This window comes from Stappia sp. ES.058, assembly GCF_900105595.1.
Lineage (GTDB): Bacteria > Pseudomonadota > Alphaproteobacteria > Rhizobiales > Stappiaceae > Stappia.
In genome coordinates, this window is the sequence record NZ_LT629784.1 from 603998 (window position 1) to 623749 (window position 19752).

A 19752-nucleotide genomic window follows, 5' to 3' on the forward strand; every position below is an offset into this window, starting at 1 on the left:
TGGCGGACGCGATCAAAACGCTTCGGCGTCGAGCCCCATCATCGTGTCCGCGCCGGCGGAAACGCGGGCGAGCCGCAAGCTGGTCTCCGGCATGTGGCGTTCCATGAAGTGCTTCGCCAGTGTCAGTTTCGTCTCGTGGAAGGCGGCGTCGTCGGTCTCGCCGGCGGCAAGGGCCTTGGCGGAGGCCTTGGCCATGCGGGCCGACATGTAGCCGAGCGCGACGATGCCGAAGAGATGCATGTAGTCGGTCGAGCCGGCGCCGGCATTGTCGGGCTTCGCCATGGCGTTGTTCATGAACCACATGGTCGCCGCCTGCAGGTCGTCGAGACCGGCCTTGAGCGGGGGAAGCAGCGGCGCGAGCGCTTCCTCGTTCTTGTTGTCCTTCAGGAAGGCGCCGACCTCGTTGAAAAAAGCCATCACCGCGCGGCCGCCGTCCTTCGGCAACTTGCGGCCGACCAGATCCAGCGCCTGGATGCCGTTTGCACCCTCGTAGATCATGGCGATACGGGCATCGCGCACGAATTGCGACATGCCCCATTCCTCGATATAGCCGTGCCCGCCGAGCATCTGTTGTGCCGCGACCGTGTTGTCGAAACCGACATCCGTCAGCACGCCTTTGATCACCGGCGTCATCAGCCCCATGTGATCGTCCGCGGCCTGGCGCTCGCCCGCGTCGTCCGAACGATGGGCGATATCGGACTGCAGCGCGGTCCAAAGCACCAGCGCCCGTGCCGCCTCGTTGAAGGCGCGGATCGACATCAGCGTTCGCCGCACGTCCGGGTGCACGATGATCGGATCGGCCTTGTCGTTCGGGTTCTTCGGCCCCGAAAGCGCCCGCCCCTGGATGCGCTCGCGCGCATAGGCGGCGGCGTTTTGATAGGCGACTTCCGACTGTCCCAGACCCTGCACCCCGACGGCGAGCCGCGCCTCGTTCATCATCACGAACATGGCGGCGAGCCCCCGATTCTCCTCGCCGACGAGCCAGCCGGTGGCGCCGTCGTAGTTCATCACGCAGGTGGCGTTGCCGTGAATGCCCATCTTTTCTTCCAGCGAGCCGCAGGAGACCGCGTTGCGCTCGCCCGGCTCGCCGTTTTCATCCGGCAGGAACTTCGGGGCGACGAAAAGCGAGATGCCCTTGGTGCCTTCCGGCGCGCCCTCGATGCGGGCGAGCACCAGATGGACGATGTTCGACGTCATGTCGTGCTCGCCGGCGGAAATGAAGATCTTCTGGCCCGTGATCTTGTAGCTGCCGTCGCCGTTCGGCACGGCCTTGGTCTTGATCATGCCGAGATCGGTGCCGCAATGCGGCTCCGTCAGGTTCATCGTGCCGGACCAGTCGCCGGAGGCGAGTTTGGGGAGATAGAGCGCCTTCTGCTCTTCGGAGGCATGCTCGACAAGGGCCGCCGCCGCGCCCTGCGACAGGCCGGGGTACATGCCCCAGGCGAGATTGGCGGCCGACATGAACTCCTGGATGATGGTGTTCAGCGTCGTCGGCAGGCCCTGGCCGCCGAATTCCTCCGGCATCGACAGGGCGATCCAGCCGTTTTCGGTATAGGTGCGATAGGCGTTCTTGAAACCGGCCGGCGTCGTCACCGAGCCATCGTCGTGGCGGGTGCAGCCCTCGCGGTCGCCGGAGACGTTGATCGGCGTCAACACCTCCTCGCAAAAGCGCGCACCTTCGCCGAGAATCGCCTCGATCAGGTCCGGCGTCGCCTCGCCGAAGCCCGGCAGGTTGCCGTGGCGCTGGAAGTCCAGCACATCGTTGAGCAGGAAAGTCACATCCTTCACTGGGGCTGTGTAGCTCGGCATGGCATTGCCTCCCGGTCCAATTGTCGATCTCGGCTGCGGCCTGCCCGGCAGATCCGCACCTGACGTTTCCGTAAACGTCACCTCGGGCTCTTTATAGGGCCGTGTCCGCGACGGAGCAAGACGTGTCCTCGCGGCAGCATGCGCTTATTTTCTCGAAATCCGGCCAGCTTTGTTGCAATACGCGTCAAAATTGATCGCGAAATTGGCAAATTTGATCTCGAAATTTACGAAGTTGACGCGAATTGCATCCGCTCCGCAGAAATTGACAATGTCTCGGTGGCGGGGACACCCCGTGCAAGGGGAGGGGACAAGTCGCATGAGCGGCGGTGGCGGAGAGACGAGGGGCCCCCGTGCGGCGGCCGCGATTATCCCCGTCCGGGCCGGAGCGGTGCCGGTTGCGAGCGACGAGGGGGGAGGCTACAGGCGGATCACTCCGCCGGTTCGCTTTCCTTGTGCTTCAGCATGCCGGAGACGATCTCGACGGTGCGGCCGAGTTCCTCGATCGCCTGGTCGATGTCGCGGCGCTGATCGACCAGCACGTCGATCTGGCCCTGGAAGCGCGACAGCGCCACGCGCAACTGCGTCACCTGACCGTCGCGCAGATCGTAGAGGTCCAGCATGTCCCGGATTTCCGCCAGCGAGAAGCCGACGCGCTTGCCCATCAGAACAAGTTTGAGGCGCGCGCGGTCGCGGCGCGTGTAGACCCGGTTCATGCCGTCGCGGCGCGGGTTGATCAGGCCGCGGTCCTCATAGAAGCGCAGCGTCCGCAGTGTGACGCCAAACTCCTTGGCGAGATCGCCGATGGTGAAGAGCGTCTTCTTGGTCGAATCGTCCTTGGCGGCGACCGCCTCGACGATGTCGTTGTTGACCGAAAGCGCTTCGCTCATGCCGTATTCCTGTCTTGCCTGAAGAGCCGGGGTGCCGGTCCCGAAGGGGCGGCGCGGCCTTTGGTCATCCGCCGGTGCCCGACGCATGACAGTACGTAACCTCAGGCTTCCGAATATCTTCCGTAAACGTAAGCGTCAAGGTTCATCGCGTCCGGAACCGGGGCGTTCATCGCTGGCGCCGGAATATCTTCATCTTTGGTTAACCATGTAATTTTGGCGCTTAACCAGGTGTTTACCATAACCGGTGAGAGTTTGACTCCAGGTCGTCGCGCTGCCGGATGGCGTTTGGCGAAATGGATGAAGAAGACTGTGCGCGTCGAGAGGCGCTCCGTATCGGGTGAAGAGGCCCCTAGCATGTCCTGGACAGCGCGTTATCGCACCCCCCGCGGCACACAGCCGGACACAGACCCCCGCTACAGCGCGGAGGGCGCCGACGATGCGTGGTATGAACCGCATCATCGGGCTCCGGCCTGGCGCGGCGCTTCGGAGCCGCCCCCGTCTGCGCCACATCCGGGCCGGGCCCGTGCGCAGGAACAGCTGAGCGAGGTCGCCGACGCCCTGGAGCGGTTGATGGATCCCGCCGCCGCAGGGCATGACACGGCGCCGCAAACCGCTCCCAATCGTCAGTCCCGCCGTGCCGCCGCCGCTCGTGCGCGCTCCGCGCAGCGCCCGGCCCCGGCGGGTGATGCCGGCCCCAACTCCGTCGACGACGCCCGCACCAGCCGCATCGAGGCGGTGCTGGGAGCGCTCGACCGGCTCGACCGTCGCGTCGAGGACCTTTCGCATACCGCTCACGCCCAGCAGGTTGAAGACGAGGAGCCGGCGCGTCCTGTCCGCCACGCGCGTCAGCCCTCGCGCTTCGTGCCGGACTACGGACCCGGCGGCATCGACGGCTATGCTCCGGCGGCCCCCTCAAGGGGACGCCATGCGCCCGCCTATCATGATGCCGCACCGGCCTACGACGCGTATGACGCCGATCCGCGCGACCTTCGGGCAAGTGCTGCGCCGCAGCGTTCGCCCATCGGCGATGCCTCGGAACTGGGTGAGGAACTGCGTCCCCTGTTCAACGATCTCGCCCGCCGCATCGACGAAGCCAACGATCCGCGCGACGAAGCCCTCGCCACCATGCGTCGCGACATCGGAGATCTGCGCTCCGCGCTTGTGGACTCGCTGCGTGCAGAACGCAATCGCCCGCCCGCCCGCGACAGCGGCGAGATCCGCCGTCTGTCCGAGGCGGTTGAGCGGATGCGCACCGACCGCTCCGACATGCGCCTGTCGCGCGAGATGCGCGCCGAGATCTCGGACCTGCGCGCGCTGATCGGCCAGTCCAATGTCGACGGCATGCTGAAGTCGCTGGAAAGCGGCTATGCGCATCTCGTCCAGCGTCTCGACGAACTGGCCCGCGACCGCGCCGAACCGCGTCTTCTGGAAGACCTCGGCCAGCGGCTGATGGAGATCGAGGACGCTTTTCGCGTGGTGCCGCGCGCCGACCAGCTGGTCGCGCTCGACGACCGGGTCGCCGATATCGGTCACCGGGTCGAAGAACTTGTGCGCCGGTCCGGCGGTGAGGATGTTGCGGCGCTTCGCGGCGAAATCCGGGCCGTGCGCGAACTGGTCGAACGCATCGATGTCCAGGATCTTCTTGGCGGGATCGACGAGCGTCTGTCCGCGCTGTCGGTTCGTTTCGATGCGATCGAGCGGCTCGCGGACGGGCAGCGCGCCATCGAGGGCCGGCTGGAGGCGATGGAAACCCGCGCGCCCCAGGCCGGGGCCGTGGACCGCCTCAACGACCGTCTCGAGCAGATTGCCGGAATGCTGGCCGATGACCGTGCCGAGCGCGCCGCCGCACCCGATCCGAGGCTCGAGGAGCACCTCGGCGAAATCGCCGGCCGGCTGAAGCGCATCGAGAACGCGCGGCAGATGCCGCCGAGCTACGACGCGGCCTTTACGCTTCTGGAAAAGCGTCTCGCCGCCATCGATGGCAAGATCGACGCTCTCGACCGGCCCGGCACCGTGACGCTGAACGCGGGTGGCAATGAGGCGTCCATCGAGGCTGATCTCATTTCGCGGCTGGAAGGCGGTATCGCGCGCCTCAACGAGCGCATGGAAAGTGCCGGCGCTCCCGCGCAGGGCGAGGACCTCTCCACGCTGCATCAGGAGATCGCCTCGCTGCGTGACCAACTGTCGGCAGCGCCTGCAACGGCGCAGCTGGAAGCCCAGTTGCGCGATCTCTCGGAGGCCATCAATCGGGAGTCGCCGGGGGATGACGGCGCCGCACTCTCCCTGATCGAAGACAAGATTTCAGCGCTTGCCGAAAAGCTCGATGCGGCCGAGCACGGCTTCTCGCGGCTCGGCGATCTGCAGTCCCTGGTGAGCGCCAATGGCAGCGCCGGCGGTGAAGTGGCCGACGCGTTGCGCGGCGATCTCGACCGGCTCCTCGACGCGGCGACCAGCTCAGAACGCCGCACCCGGGAATCGATGGACAGTGTCCAGGACGTCATGGCCTCGATCAACAAGCGGTTGATGTCACTGGAAGTCGGTGCCCCCGGCCCGGTCGGCGGCGATATGGGAGCGGTGGAAGACGATCGGCCGCTCGAGCCGGGGTCCGGCAAGCCTGTTTCGGCCCAAAAGCCGCAGATGCGGCTTGATCCGCGGTCTCAGTCCGCTGCCGTCCCCGTTAGGGAAAGCCACCCCCGGCAGCCGGCTGCACACGCCTCTGCGCAACCCGTGGCGCAGGCGCGCCCGCAGGCGCAACGTACAGCCGACCCGTCCGATGTGCAGGGTGACCCGCGCGACCGCAAGGCCGATTTCATCGCCGCCGCGCGCCGCGCCGCCCAGGCGGCCGCCGCCGAGGTTCAGGAACAGAAGTCGCCGCGCAGTCTTCTTGGCGGCAAGTCCCGCGATGAAGCGGCAACCGACGGCGGCAAGACGGCGACGGCGGCTGGCTGGTTGCGCTCGCGTCTGCCTGGAAAGCGCAAGGCGGCGGATGCGTCGGCACCCTCTGTCGAGGCGCCTGTCGAGGCGGCGAGCGGCAAGGATCGTCGCGACGGCCCGCGCAGTCGGCACGGCAAGGCGGACATGCCGCCCACGGCAGCTCCGGAATTGCGGGCGGAAGGACGTCCCGGGGAGCCCGATCCTCAGGACCTGAGCGAAACGAAGGGCAAGGGGTCGCTGTTTTCCAGCGGCGGGCGCCGGGCCGTGCTTTTGGCGGCGGCGGCGGTGGTGATCGCCATCGGCGCGCTTCAGATCTTCAAGCAGGTATCGCCGACCTCCGGCGACGTCGCAGGTCTGGACGCCCCGGCGGCCATAGAGCAGCCGGTCGACGAACCCGGCGCACAACAGCCTGTCCAGCAGGCGTCGACGACCTCGCAGTCCGAGCGCGCCGCACCTGCTGCCGAAACATCCGTAAGCTCTCCGGAACAGTCCCCGCCTGCGACCTCTTCTGCCACAGCGCCCGGAGGGTCTGATGCCGGGGCCGGACGCGCGGAAACGGCGCCGGCCGACTCTGGCGACATGCCGAACATGGCGTTCGCGCCGCCGGCAAATGTCCAGAACGGCTTTTCCGCCGAGCCCGGAAGCATTCCCGCCACGCAGTTCCAGAGACCCGCCAGCATGAGCGGACTGGATGCGGGTGCGCGCCCGGAGGGCGACCGTTCGGCTCCCGTGGCCGAAGCCGGCGGCGACGCTCTTGCCGCCATTCCCCAGGACGTTGGCCCGTTGTCGTTGCGCCAGGCCGCCGCCGCGGGGGATCCCAAGGCATTGTTCGCCATCGCCGCCCGCTACACGGAAGGGACCGGCGTGACGCCGGATCTTCAGAAGGCTGCGAGTTACTATGAAAAGGCTTCGCAGGCCGGTCTCGCTCCGGCGCAATACCGTCTCGGCTCGCTCTATGAAAAGGGGCGCGGGGTGACGCGCGACCTTTCGGCGGCGCGCGACTGGTACGCGCTTGCCGCAAAGCAGGGCAATGCCAAGGCATCGCACAATCTTGCGGTGCTCTACGCGGAAGGTATTTCCGGCAATCCGGAATTCCGTGATGCCGCCTTCTGGTTCAAGAAAGCCGCGAACTTCGGATTGGCCGACAGTCAGTACAATCTCGGCATTCTCTATGCGCGCGGACTTGGCCTGGAGAAAAACCTCGTCGAGAGCTACAAGTGGTTCGCGCTTGCCGCCGCCCAGGGCGACGGCGATGCCGCAAACAAGCGCGACGAACTGGCGAACATGCTGTCCAAGGAGCAACTGGCCGAAGCTCGGCTTGCCGTTGCCAACTGGAAGGAAGCACCGCGTTCCGCCGTAGCCAATGAGGTCGACTTGAAGCCGTCATGGTCGGCCCCGGCAGACTCGGTGTCGCGTGCCGCCTACTCCGGTGATCCAAGGGACATGGTGATGATGGCGCAAAAGCTGCTTGCAAAGCGCGGTTTCGATCCCGGTGCGCCGGATGGCCAGATCGGCACCCGGACAAGGGATGCGGTGCGTGCCTTCGAAAAGGCGTCCGGTCTGCCGGTCACGGGCAAGGTAAGCGCGGATCTTTTGAAAGCACTGTCCGGTCAGTCGATCTAAGGGTCTGCATCCTGAGGTTTCAGGGTTCCGGTCCGGCAAGCAAACGCGTTGAAAGTTCACGGCGGATTTCGATGAGCCGACAGGCGTCTGGCGTTGACACGCCTGTCGCAAGCGCGCTTTATCGAGATGAAGGCGCTGCCGCCAGATAGTTTTGGTGGCGCGCCCGGGGGTCGACAAGCTGTTCGACCATGTGCCGCCTCATCTCCAACATGCCGCCCGGGCAAGCGAGCGGCCCAGTCGCCGGTGTGACGTGCAAATCTATCTGCCCATCGCCGAGTTGCCCGTCAACATGTTCATGTTGTTCGGTATGGGAGGGGCCGTCGGCTTTCTGTCGGGCTTGTTCGGCATTGGCGGCGGCTTTTTGCTCACCCCCTTGCTGATTTTCTCAGGCATCCCGCCAGCGGTTTCCGTCGCGACGGTGACGACACAGGTCGTTGCGTCGTCCGCGTCGGGTGTGGTCGCCTATTGGCGACGCAAGATGATCGATTTCAAGCTTGCGGGAATGCTGCTGGTCGGCGGTGTTGCCGGTTCGGCAATCGGCGTCTGGCTGTTTGACCTCTTGCGCGCGCTCGGCCAGCTCGATCTGGTGATCTCGCTGTCCTATGTGACGTTCCTGAGCGCGATCGGCGGGCTGATGCTGTTTGAATCGATCCGCGCGATGGCGCGACGCAAGAGCGGCGCGCGCGTTGCCACCCGCCGGCCCGGCCGTCACAACTGGGTGCACGGGCTGCCGTTCAAGATGCGGTTCCGCCAGTCGCGTCTTTATGTCAGCGTGATCCCGATCGTCGTGCTCGGCGCGGTGATCGGCTTTCTCGGCAGTATCCTCGGCATCGGCGGCGGCTTCATGATGGTGCCGGCGCTGATTTATCTGCTGCGCGTGCCGACCAATATCGTGATCGGAACATCGCTGCTGCAGATCCTTTTCACCATGGCGGCGGCGACGTTTCTGCACGCGATGTCGACCCAGTCCGTCGACATCGTTCTGGCGTTGGCCCTGATGATCGGCGGCGTGATCGGCGCCCAGTTCGGTGCGCGCATGGGCCAGAAACTGCGCGGCGACCAGTTGCGGCTGCTGCTTGCGCTTCTCGTGCTGTCGGTGGGCGTGCGCTTCGCCGTCAACCTCGTGCTTCAGCCTGACGAGATCTTCTCTGTTTCCGTCGCGATCGCGGAGGTGCTGCGATGAGATGGAAGGCACTTTGCACGGTCTTGCTCCTCGGCCTTGCGCTGCCGTTCGCCGTGGCCGTGGTGGCTCCCGCGCGCGCGGAAAACCTGATCTCCGCCTTGTCCTCCGACCGGGTGAACATCGAATCCAACTTCACCGGTACGCGCATCGTCGTGTTCGGCGAAATCTCCCGGGATGCGCTGACCGTTGCCCGTCCGGATCCTTATGACCTCGCAGTCGTGGTCTCCGGGCCGGAGCAGCAGGTCACCACCCGGCGCAAGGGCCGTTTCATGGGTATCTGGGTGAACCGGGATTCCGAGACCTTCGAGAACGTGCCGAGTTTTCTGGCTGTGCACACCACCCGCGCGCCGTATGAAATGGCTTCGCGCACGGTGCTGGAGCGACACCGCATCGGCCTGAACAATCTCAATCTGCCGATCGCGGTCGCCTCCGACGTTCCCATCGGCGACCGTGACAATTTCCGGGCCGCATTCCTGCGCCTTCGAATTCAAAGCGGTCTCTATCAGGAAGAGACGGAAAGCATCGAGTTCCTGAGTGATTCGCTGTTTCGGACGTCGGTTTCCCTGCCCGCCAATGTGCCGGTGGGCGAATACACGGTGTCCACCTATCTGCTGCGTGGCGGGGCGCTGCTTGCCCAGGCCGAAGAACGGCTGACCATCGCCAAGTCCGGTTTCGAGCAATTCACCTACAGGCTGGCCTATCAGAATTCCGCCCTTTATGGCCTTCTGGCCGTTGCTCTGGCGATTTTCACGGGCTGGCTGGCCGGAGTGATCTTCCGCCGCGATTGAGACGTAGATTTGACAAGGACAACCAGGCCAAGTCAGGGTCGTTGCTGTGACCTTTGAACCCGCAGATCCAGTCGGCCCCGACCATCGTTCACCGCGTTTTTCACGTGAGCTTGGGTATGCCGGCCTTATTCCGTTCATTGCCGGTGCGGTCTGCCTGACGGCGGCCGCGTTCCGCTTCGTGGAAGCCAAGGACCTCCCGGCCTTCGCGGCCATGGCGCTTGTCGTCTATGGCGCGGTGATCCTGTCATTTCTCGGTGGCGTGCGATGGGGCATTGCGGTCGCCACAGCCCGCGCCGACGCCCGCGTCTTCGTCTGGTCGGTCGCGCCTTCACTCGGCGGATGGTGTGCGGCGCTTCTTCCGCCAAGCTGGGGCCTGCTGGTGCTTGCCTGCGGGTTCCTGCTGCAAGGCGGCTGGGACCTGTACGCCGGCGAAAGCGGCACGCTGCCCCAATGGTATGTGACCCTGCGCCGTCGGCTGACCGTGATCGTTGTCGCGAGCCTTCTCGTCTCGGCGGCAAGCCTGCTCATTCTTCTCAGGTTCTGAAGGGCTGCGGCGGGTGGTCGGCTGCAATCAGTCCGCGACGAGGCGGCTCGCCGTGAAGGGGTAGAGACGGCCTTCTCCGAGCATGAACACCGAGAAGCTTCTGGGCGGAAACAGTCCCGACCAGGCTTCGTCCAGCACATTGAGGCCGCCGGTCAGAACGCCGAAAGCCGGAAGCACCAGACGGTGTCCGTCGGTCGCGAAACAGGGGCGCCGCACGCTGCGCCCGTAGCGGCGGATGCGCGCCGCCGGATGCAGGTGGCCGCAGACCTCTCCAGGTGCCGCGTCCTCGGCCGGTTCGTGCCGGAAGGCGAGGCCGGCGAGCCGGACCTCTTCCATCGTCTCGCCGCACAGCGAAACCGGTGCGACCGGATCGTGATTTCCGGTGATCCAGATCCATTCGCGTCCGAGCTGCAGCGTCGTCAGCATCGCCCGGTACGTGGCCGGCAGCCGGTCGGAGCCGTTGGCATCGTGAAAGCTGTCACCCAATGCGATCACGCGGCTCGGGTCGAAGGCGTCGATCGCGCCGGCAAGCTTTTCCAGCGTCGCGGCGGTGTCATAGGGCGGCAGCATGACGCCGCGACGGGCGTAGCTGGAGCCTTTCTCGAAATGCAGGTCGGAGACGATCAGCGTGTCCTCGTCCGGCCACCACAGCGCACCGCTGTCGTGGAGACCGACAAGCTCGCCGGCAAGCGAGATGTCGTGGCACACGGGCGCAAAGCGCCGTGCCGGTTGCTGCGCGGTAAAGGGACTCACCCCATTGCCTCCCTGACAAGATCGTCGGCGGCCTCGCTCAGCAAGGTTTCCTGCGCGGCGCCGATCACGGGCTCCTTGCCGATTTCCAGCATCACCGGAACGGCGAGCGGGGACACCCGATCAAGCGCAGTATGCGCGATTCGGCCCTGAATTCGGCGCAGAAGTTCGCCCAATCTGGAGATATCCAGAAGTCCTTGCGCCGCATCCTGCCAGGTTGCGTCCAAAAGGATGTGATCCGGCTCGTGCCGGCGCAGCACGTCGTAGATCAGGTCGGCGGAAACGGTGACCTGCCGGCCGCTCTTCTCCTTGCCCGGATGCCGGCGCTCGATCAGTCCTGCGATGACCGCGCAGGTGCGGAAGGTGCGTTTCATCAGGCTCGATTCCGCCAGCCAGGCATCGAGATCGTCGCCGAGCATGTCCTCGTCGAACAGGGCATCGAGCGACAGGTCGCCGCTTTTGATCATGGTGCCGAGATCCGACAGGCCCCACACGGCCAGCGCATAGTCGTTGGCGACGAAGCCGAGCGGGCGCGCGCCGGCGCGCTCCAGCCGCCGGGTGAGCAGCATGCCGAGCGTTTGATGCGCCAGCCGCCCGTCGAAGGGGTAGCAGACGAGATAATGCGTGTTGGCGCGCGGGAAGGTTTCCACCAGCAGGCCGTCGGCCTTTGGAAGCGCGGAATGGAGCCGCTGAAGCTCCAGCCAGTCGCGCACCTGTCCGGGCAGCCGGGACCAGCTCTGCGGATCGGCGAGCATCGCCCTGACGCTGGCCGCCAGATAGGTCGACAGCGGAAACTTGCCGCCCTGATAGGAGGGGACCTTTGGCGCCTGGGCGCGGGCGCGCGAAACGTAGACCTCGTTCTCGCGGATCGCCTCGAACCGCAGGATCTCGCCGGCGAAGAGAAACGTGTCGCCGGGGATGAGCTGGTCGACGAACCATTCCTCGATCTCGCCGAGCATGCGCCCGCCGCGCCCGATCGGCGCGCGTCGTCCTTCGGCCTTGGAGCGCACCAGCCGCACCTTCAGCATTGGCGCCTCGACGATGGTGCCGACGTTCAGCCGGTACTGTTGGGCGAAGGAGGGGTGGGCGAGGCGCAGCCGTCCGTCGCCGTTGTCCTTCAGCCGGGCGTAGCGCTCATAGGTGCGCAGCGCATAACCGCCAGTCGCCACGAAGGCGACGGTGCGGTCGAAATCGTGCCGGGTGAGGCCGCGATAGGGTTCCGCCGTACGGATCTCCCGAAACAGCGTATCGGGGGAGAACGGCCCCGCGCAGGCGACGCCCAGAATGTGCTGGGCGAGCACGTCGAGCGCGCCGGTGCGCAGGGGCGGGGTGTCCTGTTCGCCGGCGCGCGAGGCGGCAAGCGCTGCCTGGCACTCCATCACCTCGAAGCGGTTGGCCGGCACCAGGATGGCGCGCGACGGCTCGTCCATGCGGTGGTTGGAGCGGCCGATGCGCTGCGCAAGACGGCTTGCGCCCTTGGGCGCGCCGACATTCACCACGAGATCGACATCGCCCCAGTCGATGCCGAGATCGAGCGAGGAGGTGCAAACGATGGCGCGAAGCGTGCCCGCCGCCATTGCCGCCTCCACCTTGCGCCGCTGGCCGACGTCGAGCGAGCCGTGGTGCAGGGCAATCGGCAGATTGTCGTCGTTGACGTGCCACAGCGCCTGAAACAAGGCTTCGGCCTGTGAGCGCGTGTTGACGAAGACGAGGCTGGTGCTGTGCTTCTTGATGATCTCGTAGATGTCCGGCACGGCGTGGCGGGCGGAATGGCCGGACCACGGCAGCCGCTCGTCGGTGTCGAGAATGGTGATGTCGGGCGCGGCCCCGCCCGAGACCGTCACGAGATCGGCAAGCGTCCGCGTTTCCGCGTCGGTCTGCTCGACCAGATACGCGCGCAGGTCGTCGGGCTCTGCGACCGTCGCCGACAGGCCGATGGTGCGAAGCTTCGGCGACAGCCGGCGCAGCGCCGCAAGTCCGAGCGAAAGCAGGTCGCCGCGCTTGGAGGTGACGAGCGCATGCAGTTCGTCCAGGATGACGGTCTTCACATCCGACAGCATCTCGCGGCCCTGCGCGTCGGACAGGAGCAGCGCGACCTGCTCCGGCGTCGTCAGCAGGATGTCGGGCGGGATCTTCTTTTGCCGCTGGCGCTTGTGGGAGGGCGTGTCGCCGGTGCGCGTCTCGATGCGGATGTCGAGGCCGATGCCTGCAACCGGCGCTTCGAGATTGCGGGCGATGTCGACGGCGAGCGCCTTGAGCGGCGAGATGTAGAGCGTGTGCACCCCGCGCCGGACGTTCGCGGAGCCGGGTTTCGCGCGCGGGCGTTCCGCGAGCTCCGTCAGGCTCGGCAGGAAGCCGGCCAGCGTCTTGCCGGCGCCGGTCGGCGCGATGAGGAGCGCCGAACGCCCGCCCCGTGCCGTTTCCAGCAGGTCGAGCTGGTGCGCACGCGCCTGCCAGCCCCGGCTTTCGAACCAGCGCTGGAAGTCGGCGGGAAGAAGGGGCGGGCCGGCGGCATCCATCGCGCTCACAGATAGAGGCTTGCCGACCTCGCGTCGAGCGGCGCGCGCCACGCGTCGTCCATTCCAATTCGTCGGGGGCGACCCTACATTGCCGATCATGACCCTTGGCGCCGATCTGCTCGCCCTCACCGATGCGGGGCTTTATTGCCCGCAAGGCGGTTTCCACATCGACCCGACGCGCCCCGTCGAGCGCGCGTTGATCACCCATGGCCACGCCGATCACGCGCGCGCCGGACACGGCGCCGTGCTCGCCTCGGACGAAACGCTGAAAATCATGGCCGTGCGCTACGGGGAAGGCTTCACCGGAACCCGCCAAAGCGCCGAACCGGGCAAAACGCTGAAGATCGGTGGTGTGCTTGTGTCGTTTCATCCGGCCGGCCATGTGCTCGGCTCCATGCAGATCCGGCTTGAGGGGCAGGGGACGCGCGTTGTCGTTTCGGGCGATTACAAGCGCCAGGCGGATTTGACCTGCGCGCCGTTCGAGCCGGTGGCCTGCGACGTCTTCATCACCGAGGCGACCTTCGGCCTGCCGGTGTTTCGTCATCCGCCGGCGAGGGCCGAGATTGCAAAGCTCATGGCCTCGATGCAGACCTTTCCCGACCGCACGCATCTTGTCGGCGCCTATGCGCTTGGAAAGGCGCAGCGGGTGATTGCGGAACTGCGCGCCGCCGGATACGACCGCACGATCTATCTGCACGGCGCGCTGGAAAAGCTCTGCCGTCTCTATGAGGCCGAAGGGGTCGATCTCGGCACGCTGGAAACGGTCGGGCGACGCTCGAAGGAGCTTGCCGGCGAGATCGTTCTGTGCCCGCCGGGGCAATTGGCCGACCGCTGGGCCCGTCGCTTCGGTGACCCGGTGACCGCGATTGCCAGCGGCTGGGTCCGGGTCAGGGCGCGGGCACGCCAGCGCGGGGCGGAGCTGCCGCTGGTGATCTCCGATCATGCGGACTGGGACGATCTGCGCGCCACGATCCGCGAGACGGGCGCGGGCGAGGTCTGGGTGACGCATGGCGCGGAAGAGGCGCTGGTGCACTGGTGCCGTGGAGAGGGGCTGGCGGCAAGGCCGTTGAATCTCATCGGCTACGGCGACGATGGCGAGGCGGAACAGGATCTCCAATCCGGCTCGCCCGATGGGACATCCGCAGGGCGGACGGCTGAAACTGAAACGATGGCGGGGAAGGCTGCAGGAGGCTGACATGACACAGGACAATGGTGCGGAACGGGACGAAGACTCCGACGTTGCGAGGGAAACGGAGCTGGAGCCGGCGGTTCTCGACCTCTTCGACGACTATCGCGCGGCGTTCGACGATTTCGATGCGGATGCGGTCGCCGACTGTTTCGCCTATCCGAACGTCATCTGGCAGTTCGGCAAGGGCAATGTCTTCGCCGACGACGAGGAACTGCTGGAAAACATCGAGAAACTCCTGGCCGCGCTCGACAAGGAGGGCGTTGTCGCCTCCGACTACGAGATCGTGGCCGGCTATATCGGCGGCGATACCGCAGTGGCGACCTTGAGCTGGGTCCAGTCGGACGCCCAGGGCGAGGCGGTCTTCGAGTTCACCTGCCATTATCATCTGCTTTTCGACGGCGACACATGGCGGATTGCGATGATCGTCAACGAACCGTGATCCGCATGGGCCGTTGATGATCCGTTTCGCCCGTCTTCTGGACCGCCTGTCGTTCGAGCCGCGCCGCAGCGCCAAGCTCGCGCTGATGCGCGAGCATTTCGTCGAGACGCCCGATCCGGAACGCGGGCTTGCGCTGGCCGCGCTCACCGGCGGACTGTCGTTTCGCCATGCCAAGCCGGCGATGTTGCGCGCGCTTGTTTCCGAACGCGTCGATCCGCATCTCTTCGCGCTGTCCTATGATTTCGTCGGCGATCTGTCGGAGACCATCGCGCTGATCTGGCCGGGCGAGACGGCAGACGATGCCGCGCCGCCGGCTCTGGAAGAGGTTGTGGCAAAGCTCGAGGGGGCAAGGCGCGGCGACGTTCCGGCGCTCATTGCCGGCTGGCTCGATGCGCTGGACGAGACCGGGCGCTGGGCGCTTTTGAAGCTGGTGACGGGCGGATTGCGCGTCGGTGTATCGGCTCGGCTTGCCAAGACGGCGGTTGCCGGTCTCGGCCCGCTAGAGCCGGATGATATCGAGGAGGTCTGGCACGGGCTTGATCCGCCCTATGAAGCGCTCTTCGCCTGGGCGCTGGGGACCGGCGCACGCCCGCGCTCCGACGATCCGGTGCCCTTTCGTCCGCCGATGCTGGCGCATCCGGCGGAAGACCGCGATCTGGAGGCCTACACGCCGGAGACCTTCGCCGTGGAATGGAAATGGGACGGCATCCGCGTGCAGGCGGCGGCGGGTCGCGACGGAGAGGGCGCGTTGCGCCGGCGGCTTTACTCGCGCACCGGCGACGATCTCTCCGCCGCCTTTCCCGATCTCGTCGAGGCGCTCGATGTGGAGGCGGTGATCGACGGCGAATTGCTTGTGATCATCGATGGCGAGGTTCGCTCCTTCAACGCGTTGCAGCAGCGGCTCAACCGCAAGACCGTGACGGCGAAGCTGATGGCCTCTCACCCGGCGGCGATCCGCGCCTATGACCTGCTGTCGCTGGATGGCGAGGATCTGCGCGATCTTGCCTTTCGCGACAGGCGGGTGCGGCTGGAAGCGTTCGTCGCACGGCTCGCCTCGCCGCGCATCGACCTGTCGCCGCTTGTCGAGGCTGAAAATCTCGATGCACTGGCGAGAGCGCGCAATGCGCCGGAAACCCTGCATGCGGGCGCGGATGCGCAGGCCATCGAGGGGCTGATGCTGAAGCGCTGGGCGTCCGGTTATGTGCCCGGCCGCCCCAGAGGCGAGTGGTACAAATGGAAGCGCGACCCGCACCGGATCGATGCGGTGCTGATGTATGCGCAGCGCGGCCACGGCAAGCGCTCGTCGTTTTACTCCGACTACACCTTCGGGGTGTGGCGCGCGGCCGGCGACGGCGGGGAGGGAGACGAGGAGCTCGTGCCGGTCGGCAAGGCCTATTTCGGCTTCACCGACGACGAACTGGCGGAGATCGACCGTTTCGTGCGGCAGAACACCGTCAACCGCTTCGGTCCCGTGCGCGAGGTGCGCCATGATACGGACGTCGGGCTGGTGCTCGAGATCGCCTTCGAGGGGCTGAACCGCTCGACGCGGCACAAGTCCGGCGTGGCGATGCGCTTTCCCCGGGTGGCGCGGCTCAGGTTCGACAAGCCGCCGGCGGAGGCCGACCGCATCGAAGCGCTGGAAGCGCTGCTTCCGGCCGACGAGCGCGCGCCCGAAAAACCGAAAATCGCGGGCAGGGGATGAGATGGCCTTGCCAGGCCCCTTTGATGCTTTGATGCGGGCGCGCTTTCGTCGCAATCGCACTTGATCGCGCGCGGGTCCCGGCGCACGGTGCCGGACAACGCAATCAGCAACGAGCTCCCGCATGCAGCGCATTATCGATTATTACTATACGCACGCCTCACCCTGGGCCTATCTCGGCCATGACGCGTTTTTGACACTTGCCGACAAGCGTGAATACGCCGTGCGGTTTCGTCCTGTTTCGCTGACCACGGTGTTCGCTGAAACCGGCGGGCTTCCGCTTGCCAAGCGCCATCCGGTGCGCCAGGCCTATCGTCTGGTGGAACTGCAGCGCTGGCGTGCCTATCGCAACATTCCGCTGACCCTGAAGCCCGCGCATTTTCCGGTGAACCCGGAACTCGCCGACCGCATCGCGCTGGCGATCGCGGTGGACGGCGGACCGGTGGCGGCCTACTCGCTGGCCGTGTTCCAGGCGCTTTGGACGGATGAACTGGATATCGCACAGGAAAACGTGCATCGCGCAATCCTTGACCGGCTCGGGCTGAATGCTGACGCGACGCTCGCCCAGGCGGGTGAAAAGCCCATCATCGAACGCTACATGGCCAATCAGGCGGAGGCGATCGAAACCGGTGTCTTTGGGTCGCCGAGCTATGTGTTGAACGGCGAGGTGTTCTGGGGGCAGGACCGTCTCGACCTGCTGGATACGGCACTTGCCGACGGCCGCGCCCCCTTCGTCGCGCCGTAACGAAAATGCGCCGGTCTCCGGGGCGTCGTGCTTTTGCCACGACCGGTGTCGATACTTGGGCGCGGCCCTTGAGAATGCACCGGTCGTATGTTTTGTGCCGGCGCCCCGGCAAAACGCGGAACAGATGGAGACTATCGTGATGCGTCAGCTCGCAACCGCCCTTGCCGCCGCCGGTCTTGCGGTGTCGCTTGTCACGGGCGCAGCCGCCCAGTCGGCTGACGCGGGAACGGGGCCGCGTCCCTCGGCGTCGGAGGATCGCTATCTGCTTGCCCCAGCCGGCGAGGCCTTCCTGCGCCTCGACCGGGAAAGCGGGCGCGTCGCCGAATGCCGCCGGCGCGGCGAGACATGGCGCTGCGTCGCCGTGCCGGACGCGCAATTGGCGATGGAACAGGAGATTTCGCGGCTGAGCGATGAACTTGTGGATCTTCGGCGGAAAAATGCCGCGCTGGAGAAACGGCTGGCCGCGACAGGTCGAACATCACCGCCAGGCGGGTCGGAAACGCCGGACCTCGAGACCGGCGACGAGAACGCGCCGGCCTTTTCGCCCGAGGAAGAGGCCGAACTCGACAAGGCGCTCGACTTTACCGAAAAAGCCATGCGCCGCTTTTTCGGCCTGATGAAGACCCTGCGCGAGGAATACGACGGAATGGCGAACTGATCGGGCCGGATACGCTCCGCCCCGACCGGGAATGTGCGTCGTGTCAGGCCTTCAGCACATGCTTGAGAATATCGGCGCGGACCTCGTCATCGAGCGCGACGGCGCTGCGCGTCTTGAGATCCATCGTCAGCGCCACGACGTCGCACACCGCCGCCAGCCGGTGCGTGCGTGCCTCGAACAGGTGATGGCGGAAGGAGAAGGTGGATTTCGCGGCCCCCGTCAGCCCGCTGTGGGTGACCACCGGATCGCCGGGCTTGATCGGACCGGTCCAGGCGAGCTTCATCTCCACCGCGACACGCCCGAACCCTCGCTCGGTGAGCCAGGCGTCTGTCATCGGTGTCATGTTCCACACATGCGGCGCCCCTTCGGTGAAGCAGGACAGCGCAAAGGCATCGTCGGCGCGTCCGTCCGGTCCGGCATGGCGCGGCAGCACGGTGGCGCGATGCACGATACGCCCGCCCGCGGCCTCCAGCTGTTTCACGGTCACCGAACTTGTTTCCGCGGCGGTGCCCAGGCTGCGCGGCAGTGCGGCGTCCGGCATCGGTGCGCTGACGTCCTGAAAACGGCGGCGCAATTCGCGCGCGACGCTGTCGGCGGGGGCGTAGCCGTCGGTCGCCGTTGCGGCGAGAACATTGTCGGCGCTGCGGCGCAACTCGTGCACCACCGTGAGCATATAGGGACCGTCGAAAGCGACATGGCTGTGCATGACCAGCGTGTCGCCGGAATACAGCTCTTCGTGATAGCGCATATGCCGCGCCCGGCGCGGGCCCGCCAGGGCATCGCTCAGTCCGCTCAACAGGCGGAACTGCCGGTCGGCTTCCTCGAAGCGCGCCAGATAGAATTGAACGTTCAGATGATCGTTTTCATCGCATTCCCAGCAATTCACAAAAGAATACAAAGTCTCGATAGCGGCCATGTGTGGCTCTCCGGGGGTGTTCGGTGATGGTGTGTGGGCCTGGCGGCGGCGGGTGTCAATCGGAGGGCGGTATTTCCTGCAGGAATGCGTCGATCGCCCGATTGCTTTCCTCCGCGATCGCAAGAGGAAAATGCTGAAAGACATGGCAACCGCCGGGATGAACCGAAAGGTCCGCCCGGTTTCCCGCCGCCCGCCAGCGCGCGGCCATGAACAGCGTGTCGTCGAGCAGAGGGTCGGCGTCGCCGACGACGAAATGCGCCGGCACCAGCCCGTCCAGGGTCCCCATCATCGGGGAAATGTCGGGGGCGGCGGGATCGCCGCCGCGTGCGAGATAGTGGCGCACGAACATCGTCAGGTCACGGGTGTTCAGCACCAGCTTCTGGCTCCCCCAGGCGCGGGCGCTGGGTGTGAGCCGCAGGTCGAAGCAGCCGCAAACGAAGACGGCGGCCGAAAACAGGCGGCCGAGACCGTGCCGGTCGCGCAGGCGCAGGAGGGTTGCCGCCGCGAGGTTGGCACCTGCCGATTCCCCGCCGATGGCGAAGCGCGCCTTGCCGAATTCCCGTCCCCCGTGTTCATGCAGCCAAAGCGCCGCCGCCTCGCAATCGTCCGGCGCGTGCGGGTAAGGGTGTTCCGGGGCAAGCCTGTAGTCGCAGGACACGACGGCCAGTCCGGTGTTTTCAGTGATTTCGCGCAGCCGTGGGTCCTGCTCGTCGGCGGCTCCGAGCGTCCATCCGCCACCGTGGATGTGCAGATAAGCCCCCTCGCAGGCGCGCGTTTTCGGGCGCAGGATGCGCAGGCCGATGTCGCCGTGAGGGCCGGGGATCGATCTGATCTCTGCATCCGGATCGCGCGGAGGACACGGAAAGGGACCGAGCCCCTCCGCCCTTTTTTCGCGAATGAGCGATGGTGCGAAAGCCCATTGATCCGGCAGAAGCGTCAGCCGGTGAATCAGGTCACGGTTGAAGTCGAGCGTTTCCACGCTGGCCTCGCCCCGGTGGCCGAAGTCGAACCCCATTGCAGCCATTGAGGCCAGTATCCTGTCGTCGGTGTTTGCGAAATTGCCCCGCAA

Annotated in this window: 15 protein-coding genes; 9 read left to right on the forward strand and 6 right to left on the reverse strand. The window is 66.1% G+C overall.

Annotation, left to right across the window (positions count from 1 at the left end):
* Positions 1-12: 12 nt before the first annotated feature.
* Both BLU32_RS02860 and BLU32_RS02865 read right to left on the reverse strand, forming a co-directional pair.
* Positions 13-1809 (reverse strand): acyl-CoA dehydrogenase C-terminal domain-containing protein, encoded by a 1797-nt coding sequence (locus BLU32_RS02860; RefSeq protein WP_093804903.1) that lies wholly within the window; start codon positions 1807-1809, stop codon positions 13-15.
* Between the two features lie 428 nt (positions 1810-2237).
* Positions 2238-2696, reverse strand: a complete 459-nt coding sequence (locus BLU32_RS02865) for a MerR family DNA-binding transcriptional regulator (protein ID WP_093810496.1) — start codon at positions 2694-2696, stop codon at positions 2238-2240.
* Between the two features lie 354 nt (positions 2697-3050).
* On the opposite strand from BLU32_RS02865, the gene BLU32_RS02870 reads away from it, so the two are divergent.
* From BLU32_RS02870 to BLU32_RS02885, 4 genes are all read left to right on the forward strand, one after another.
* A complete protein-coding gene (locus BLU32_RS02870) occupies positions 3051-7253 on the forward strand; it encodes a peptidoglycan-binding protein (protein ID WP_172838526.1) in 4203 nt (1400 codons plus the stop codon).
* A gap of 250 nt (positions 7254-7503) precedes the next feature.
* Entirely contained in the window at positions 7504-8436 is a 933-nt protein-coding gene (locus BLU32_RS02875; RefSeq protein WP_093810498.1) for a sulfite exporter TauE/SafE family protein, read from the forward strand.
* On the forward strand, positions 8433-9224 hold the full coding sequence (locus BLU32_RS02880) for a TIGR02186 family protein (protein ID WP_093804905.1): 792 nt from the start codon (positions 8433-8435) through the stop codon (positions 9222-9224). Before BLU32_RS02875 ends, BLU32_RS02880 begins: the two co-directional genes overlap by 4 nt.
* A gap of 46 nt (positions 9225-9270) precedes the next feature.
* Positions 9271-9768, forward strand: coding sequence for a DUF3429 domain-containing protein (locus BLU32_RS02885; protein WP_093804906.1), 498 nt, complete (start codon positions 9271-9273; stop codon positions 9766-9768).
* 27 nt (positions 9769-9795) lie between these two features.
* Here the strand turns inward: BLU32_RS02885 and pdeM are convergent, their stop codons facing one another.
* Both pdeM and BLU32_RS02895 read right to left on the reverse strand, forming a co-directional pair.
* Positions 9796-10521: a ligase-associated DNA damage response endonuclease PdeM gene (gene pdeM, locus BLU32_RS02890; RefSeq protein WP_371326953.1), complete on the reverse strand. Its 726-nt coding sequence runs from the start codon at positions 10519-10521 to the stop codon at positions 9796-9798.
* Positions 10518-13037, reverse strand: coding sequence for a ligase-associated DNA damage response DEXH box helicase (locus BLU32_RS02895; RefSeq protein WP_093804907.1), 2520 nt, complete (start codon positions 13035-13037; stop codon positions 10518-10520). The genes pdeM and BLU32_RS02895 overlap by 4 nt, the downstream gene beginning before the upstream one ends.
* Before the next feature lie 97 nt (positions 13038-13134).
* Here BLU32_RS02895 and BLU32_RS02900 point away from each other — a divergent pair, with 97 nt between their 5' ends.
* The 5 genes from BLU32_RS02900 (at position 13135) to BLU32_RS02920 (ending at position 17767) form a co-directional block, all read left to right on the forward strand.
* A complete protein-coding gene (locus BLU32_RS02900; protein ID WP_093810502.1) occupies positions 13135-14232 on the forward strand; it encodes a ligase-associated DNA damage response exonuclease in 1098 nt (365 codons plus the stop codon).
* Between the two features lies 1 nt (position 14233).
* A complete protein-coding gene (locus BLU32_RS02905; RefSeq protein WP_093804908.1) occupies positions 14234-14665 on the forward strand; it encodes a DUF4440 domain-containing protein in 432 nt (143 codons plus the stop codon).
* A gap of 16 nt (positions 14666-14681) precedes the next feature.
* On the forward strand, positions 14682-16367 hold the full coding sequence (locus BLU32_RS02910; protein WP_093804909.1) for a cisplatin damage response ATP-dependent DNA ligase: 1686 nt from the start codon (positions 14682-14684) through the stop codon (positions 16365-16367).
* A gap of 121 nt (positions 16368-16488) precedes the next feature.
* On the forward strand, positions 16489-17109 hold the full coding sequence (locus BLU32_RS02915; protein WP_093804910.1) for a 2-hydroxychromene-2-carboxylate isomerase: 621 nt from the start codon (positions 16489-16491) through the stop codon (positions 17107-17109).
* A gap of 139 nt (positions 17110-17248) precedes the next feature.
* Positions 17249-17767 (forward strand): hypothetical protein, encoded by a 519-nt coding sequence (locus tag BLU32_RS02920; protein WP_157727469.1) that lies wholly within the window; start codon positions 17249-17251, stop codon positions 17765-17767.
* A gap of 43 nt (positions 17768-17810) precedes the next feature.
* Here the strand turns inward: BLU32_RS02920 and BLU32_RS02925 are convergent, their stop codons facing one another.
* Both BLU32_RS02925 and BLU32_RS02930 read right to left on the reverse strand, forming a co-directional pair.
* Complete coding sequence (locus BLU32_RS02925) at positions 17811-18683, reverse strand: thioesterase family protein (RefSeq protein ID WP_093804912.1); 873 nt, start codon at positions 18681-18683, stop codon at positions 17811-17813.
* A 55-nt stretch (positions 18684-18738) separates the two neighbouring features.
* Positions 18739-19707 (reverse strand): alpha/beta hydrolase, encoded by a 969-nt coding sequence (locus BLU32_RS02930; protein WP_093804913.1) that lies wholly within the window; start codon positions 19705-19707, stop codon positions 18739-18741.
* Between the last annotated feature and the right edge of the window lie 45 nt (positions 19708-19752).

Bases quoted from the DNA above. Each gene is read 5' to 3' on its own strand.
- BLU32_RS02860 (WP_093804903.1), bottom strand. From the start codon at position 1,809: ATGCCGAGCTACACAGCCCCAGTGAAGGATGTGACTTTCCTGCTCAAC.
- BLU32_RS02865 (WP_093810496.1), bottom strand. From the start codon at position 2,696: ATGAGCGAAGCGCTTTCGGTCAACAACGACATCGTCGAGGCGGTCGCC.
- BLU32_RS02870 (WP_172838526.1), top strand. From the start codon at position 3,051: ATGTCCTGGACAGCGCGTTATCGCACCCCCCGCGGCACACAGCCGGAC.
- BLU32_RS02880 (WP_093804905.1), top strand. From the start codon at position 8,433: ATGAGATGGAAGGCACTTTGCACGGTCTTGCTCCTCGGCCTTGCGCTG.
- BLU32_RS02895 (WP_093804907.1), bottom strand. From the start codon at position 13,037: ATGGATGCCGCCGGCCCGCCCCTTCTTCCCGCCGACTTCCAGCGCTGG.
- BLU32_RS02900 (WP_093810502.1), top strand. From the start codon at position 13,135: ATGACCCTTGGCGCCGATCTGCTCGCCCTCACCGATGCGGGGCTTTAT.
- BLU32_RS02905 (WP_093804908.1), top strand. From the start codon at position 14,234: ATGACACAGGACAATGGTGCGGAACGGGACGAAGACTCCGACGTTGCG.
- BLU32_RS02910 (WP_093804909.1), top strand. From the start codon at position 14,682: ATGATCCGTTTCGCCCGTCTTCTGGACCGCCTGTCGTTCGAGCCGCGC.
- BLU32_RS02915 (WP_093804910.1), top strand. From the start codon at position 16,489: ATGCAGCGCATTATCGATTATTACTATACGCACGCCTCACCCTGGGCC.
- BLU32_RS02920 (WP_157727469.1), top strand. From the start codon at position 17,249: ATGCGTCAGCTCGCAACCGCCCTTGCCGCCGCCGGTCTTGCGGTGTCG.
- BLU32_RS02925 (WP_093804912.1), bottom strand. From the start codon at position 18,683: ATGGCCGCTATCGAGACTTTGTATTCTTTTGTGAATTGCTGGGAATGC.
- BLU32_RS02930 (WP_093804913.1), bottom strand. From the start codon at position 19,707: ATGGCTGCAATGGGGTTCGACTTCGGCCACCGGGGCGAGGCCAGCGTG.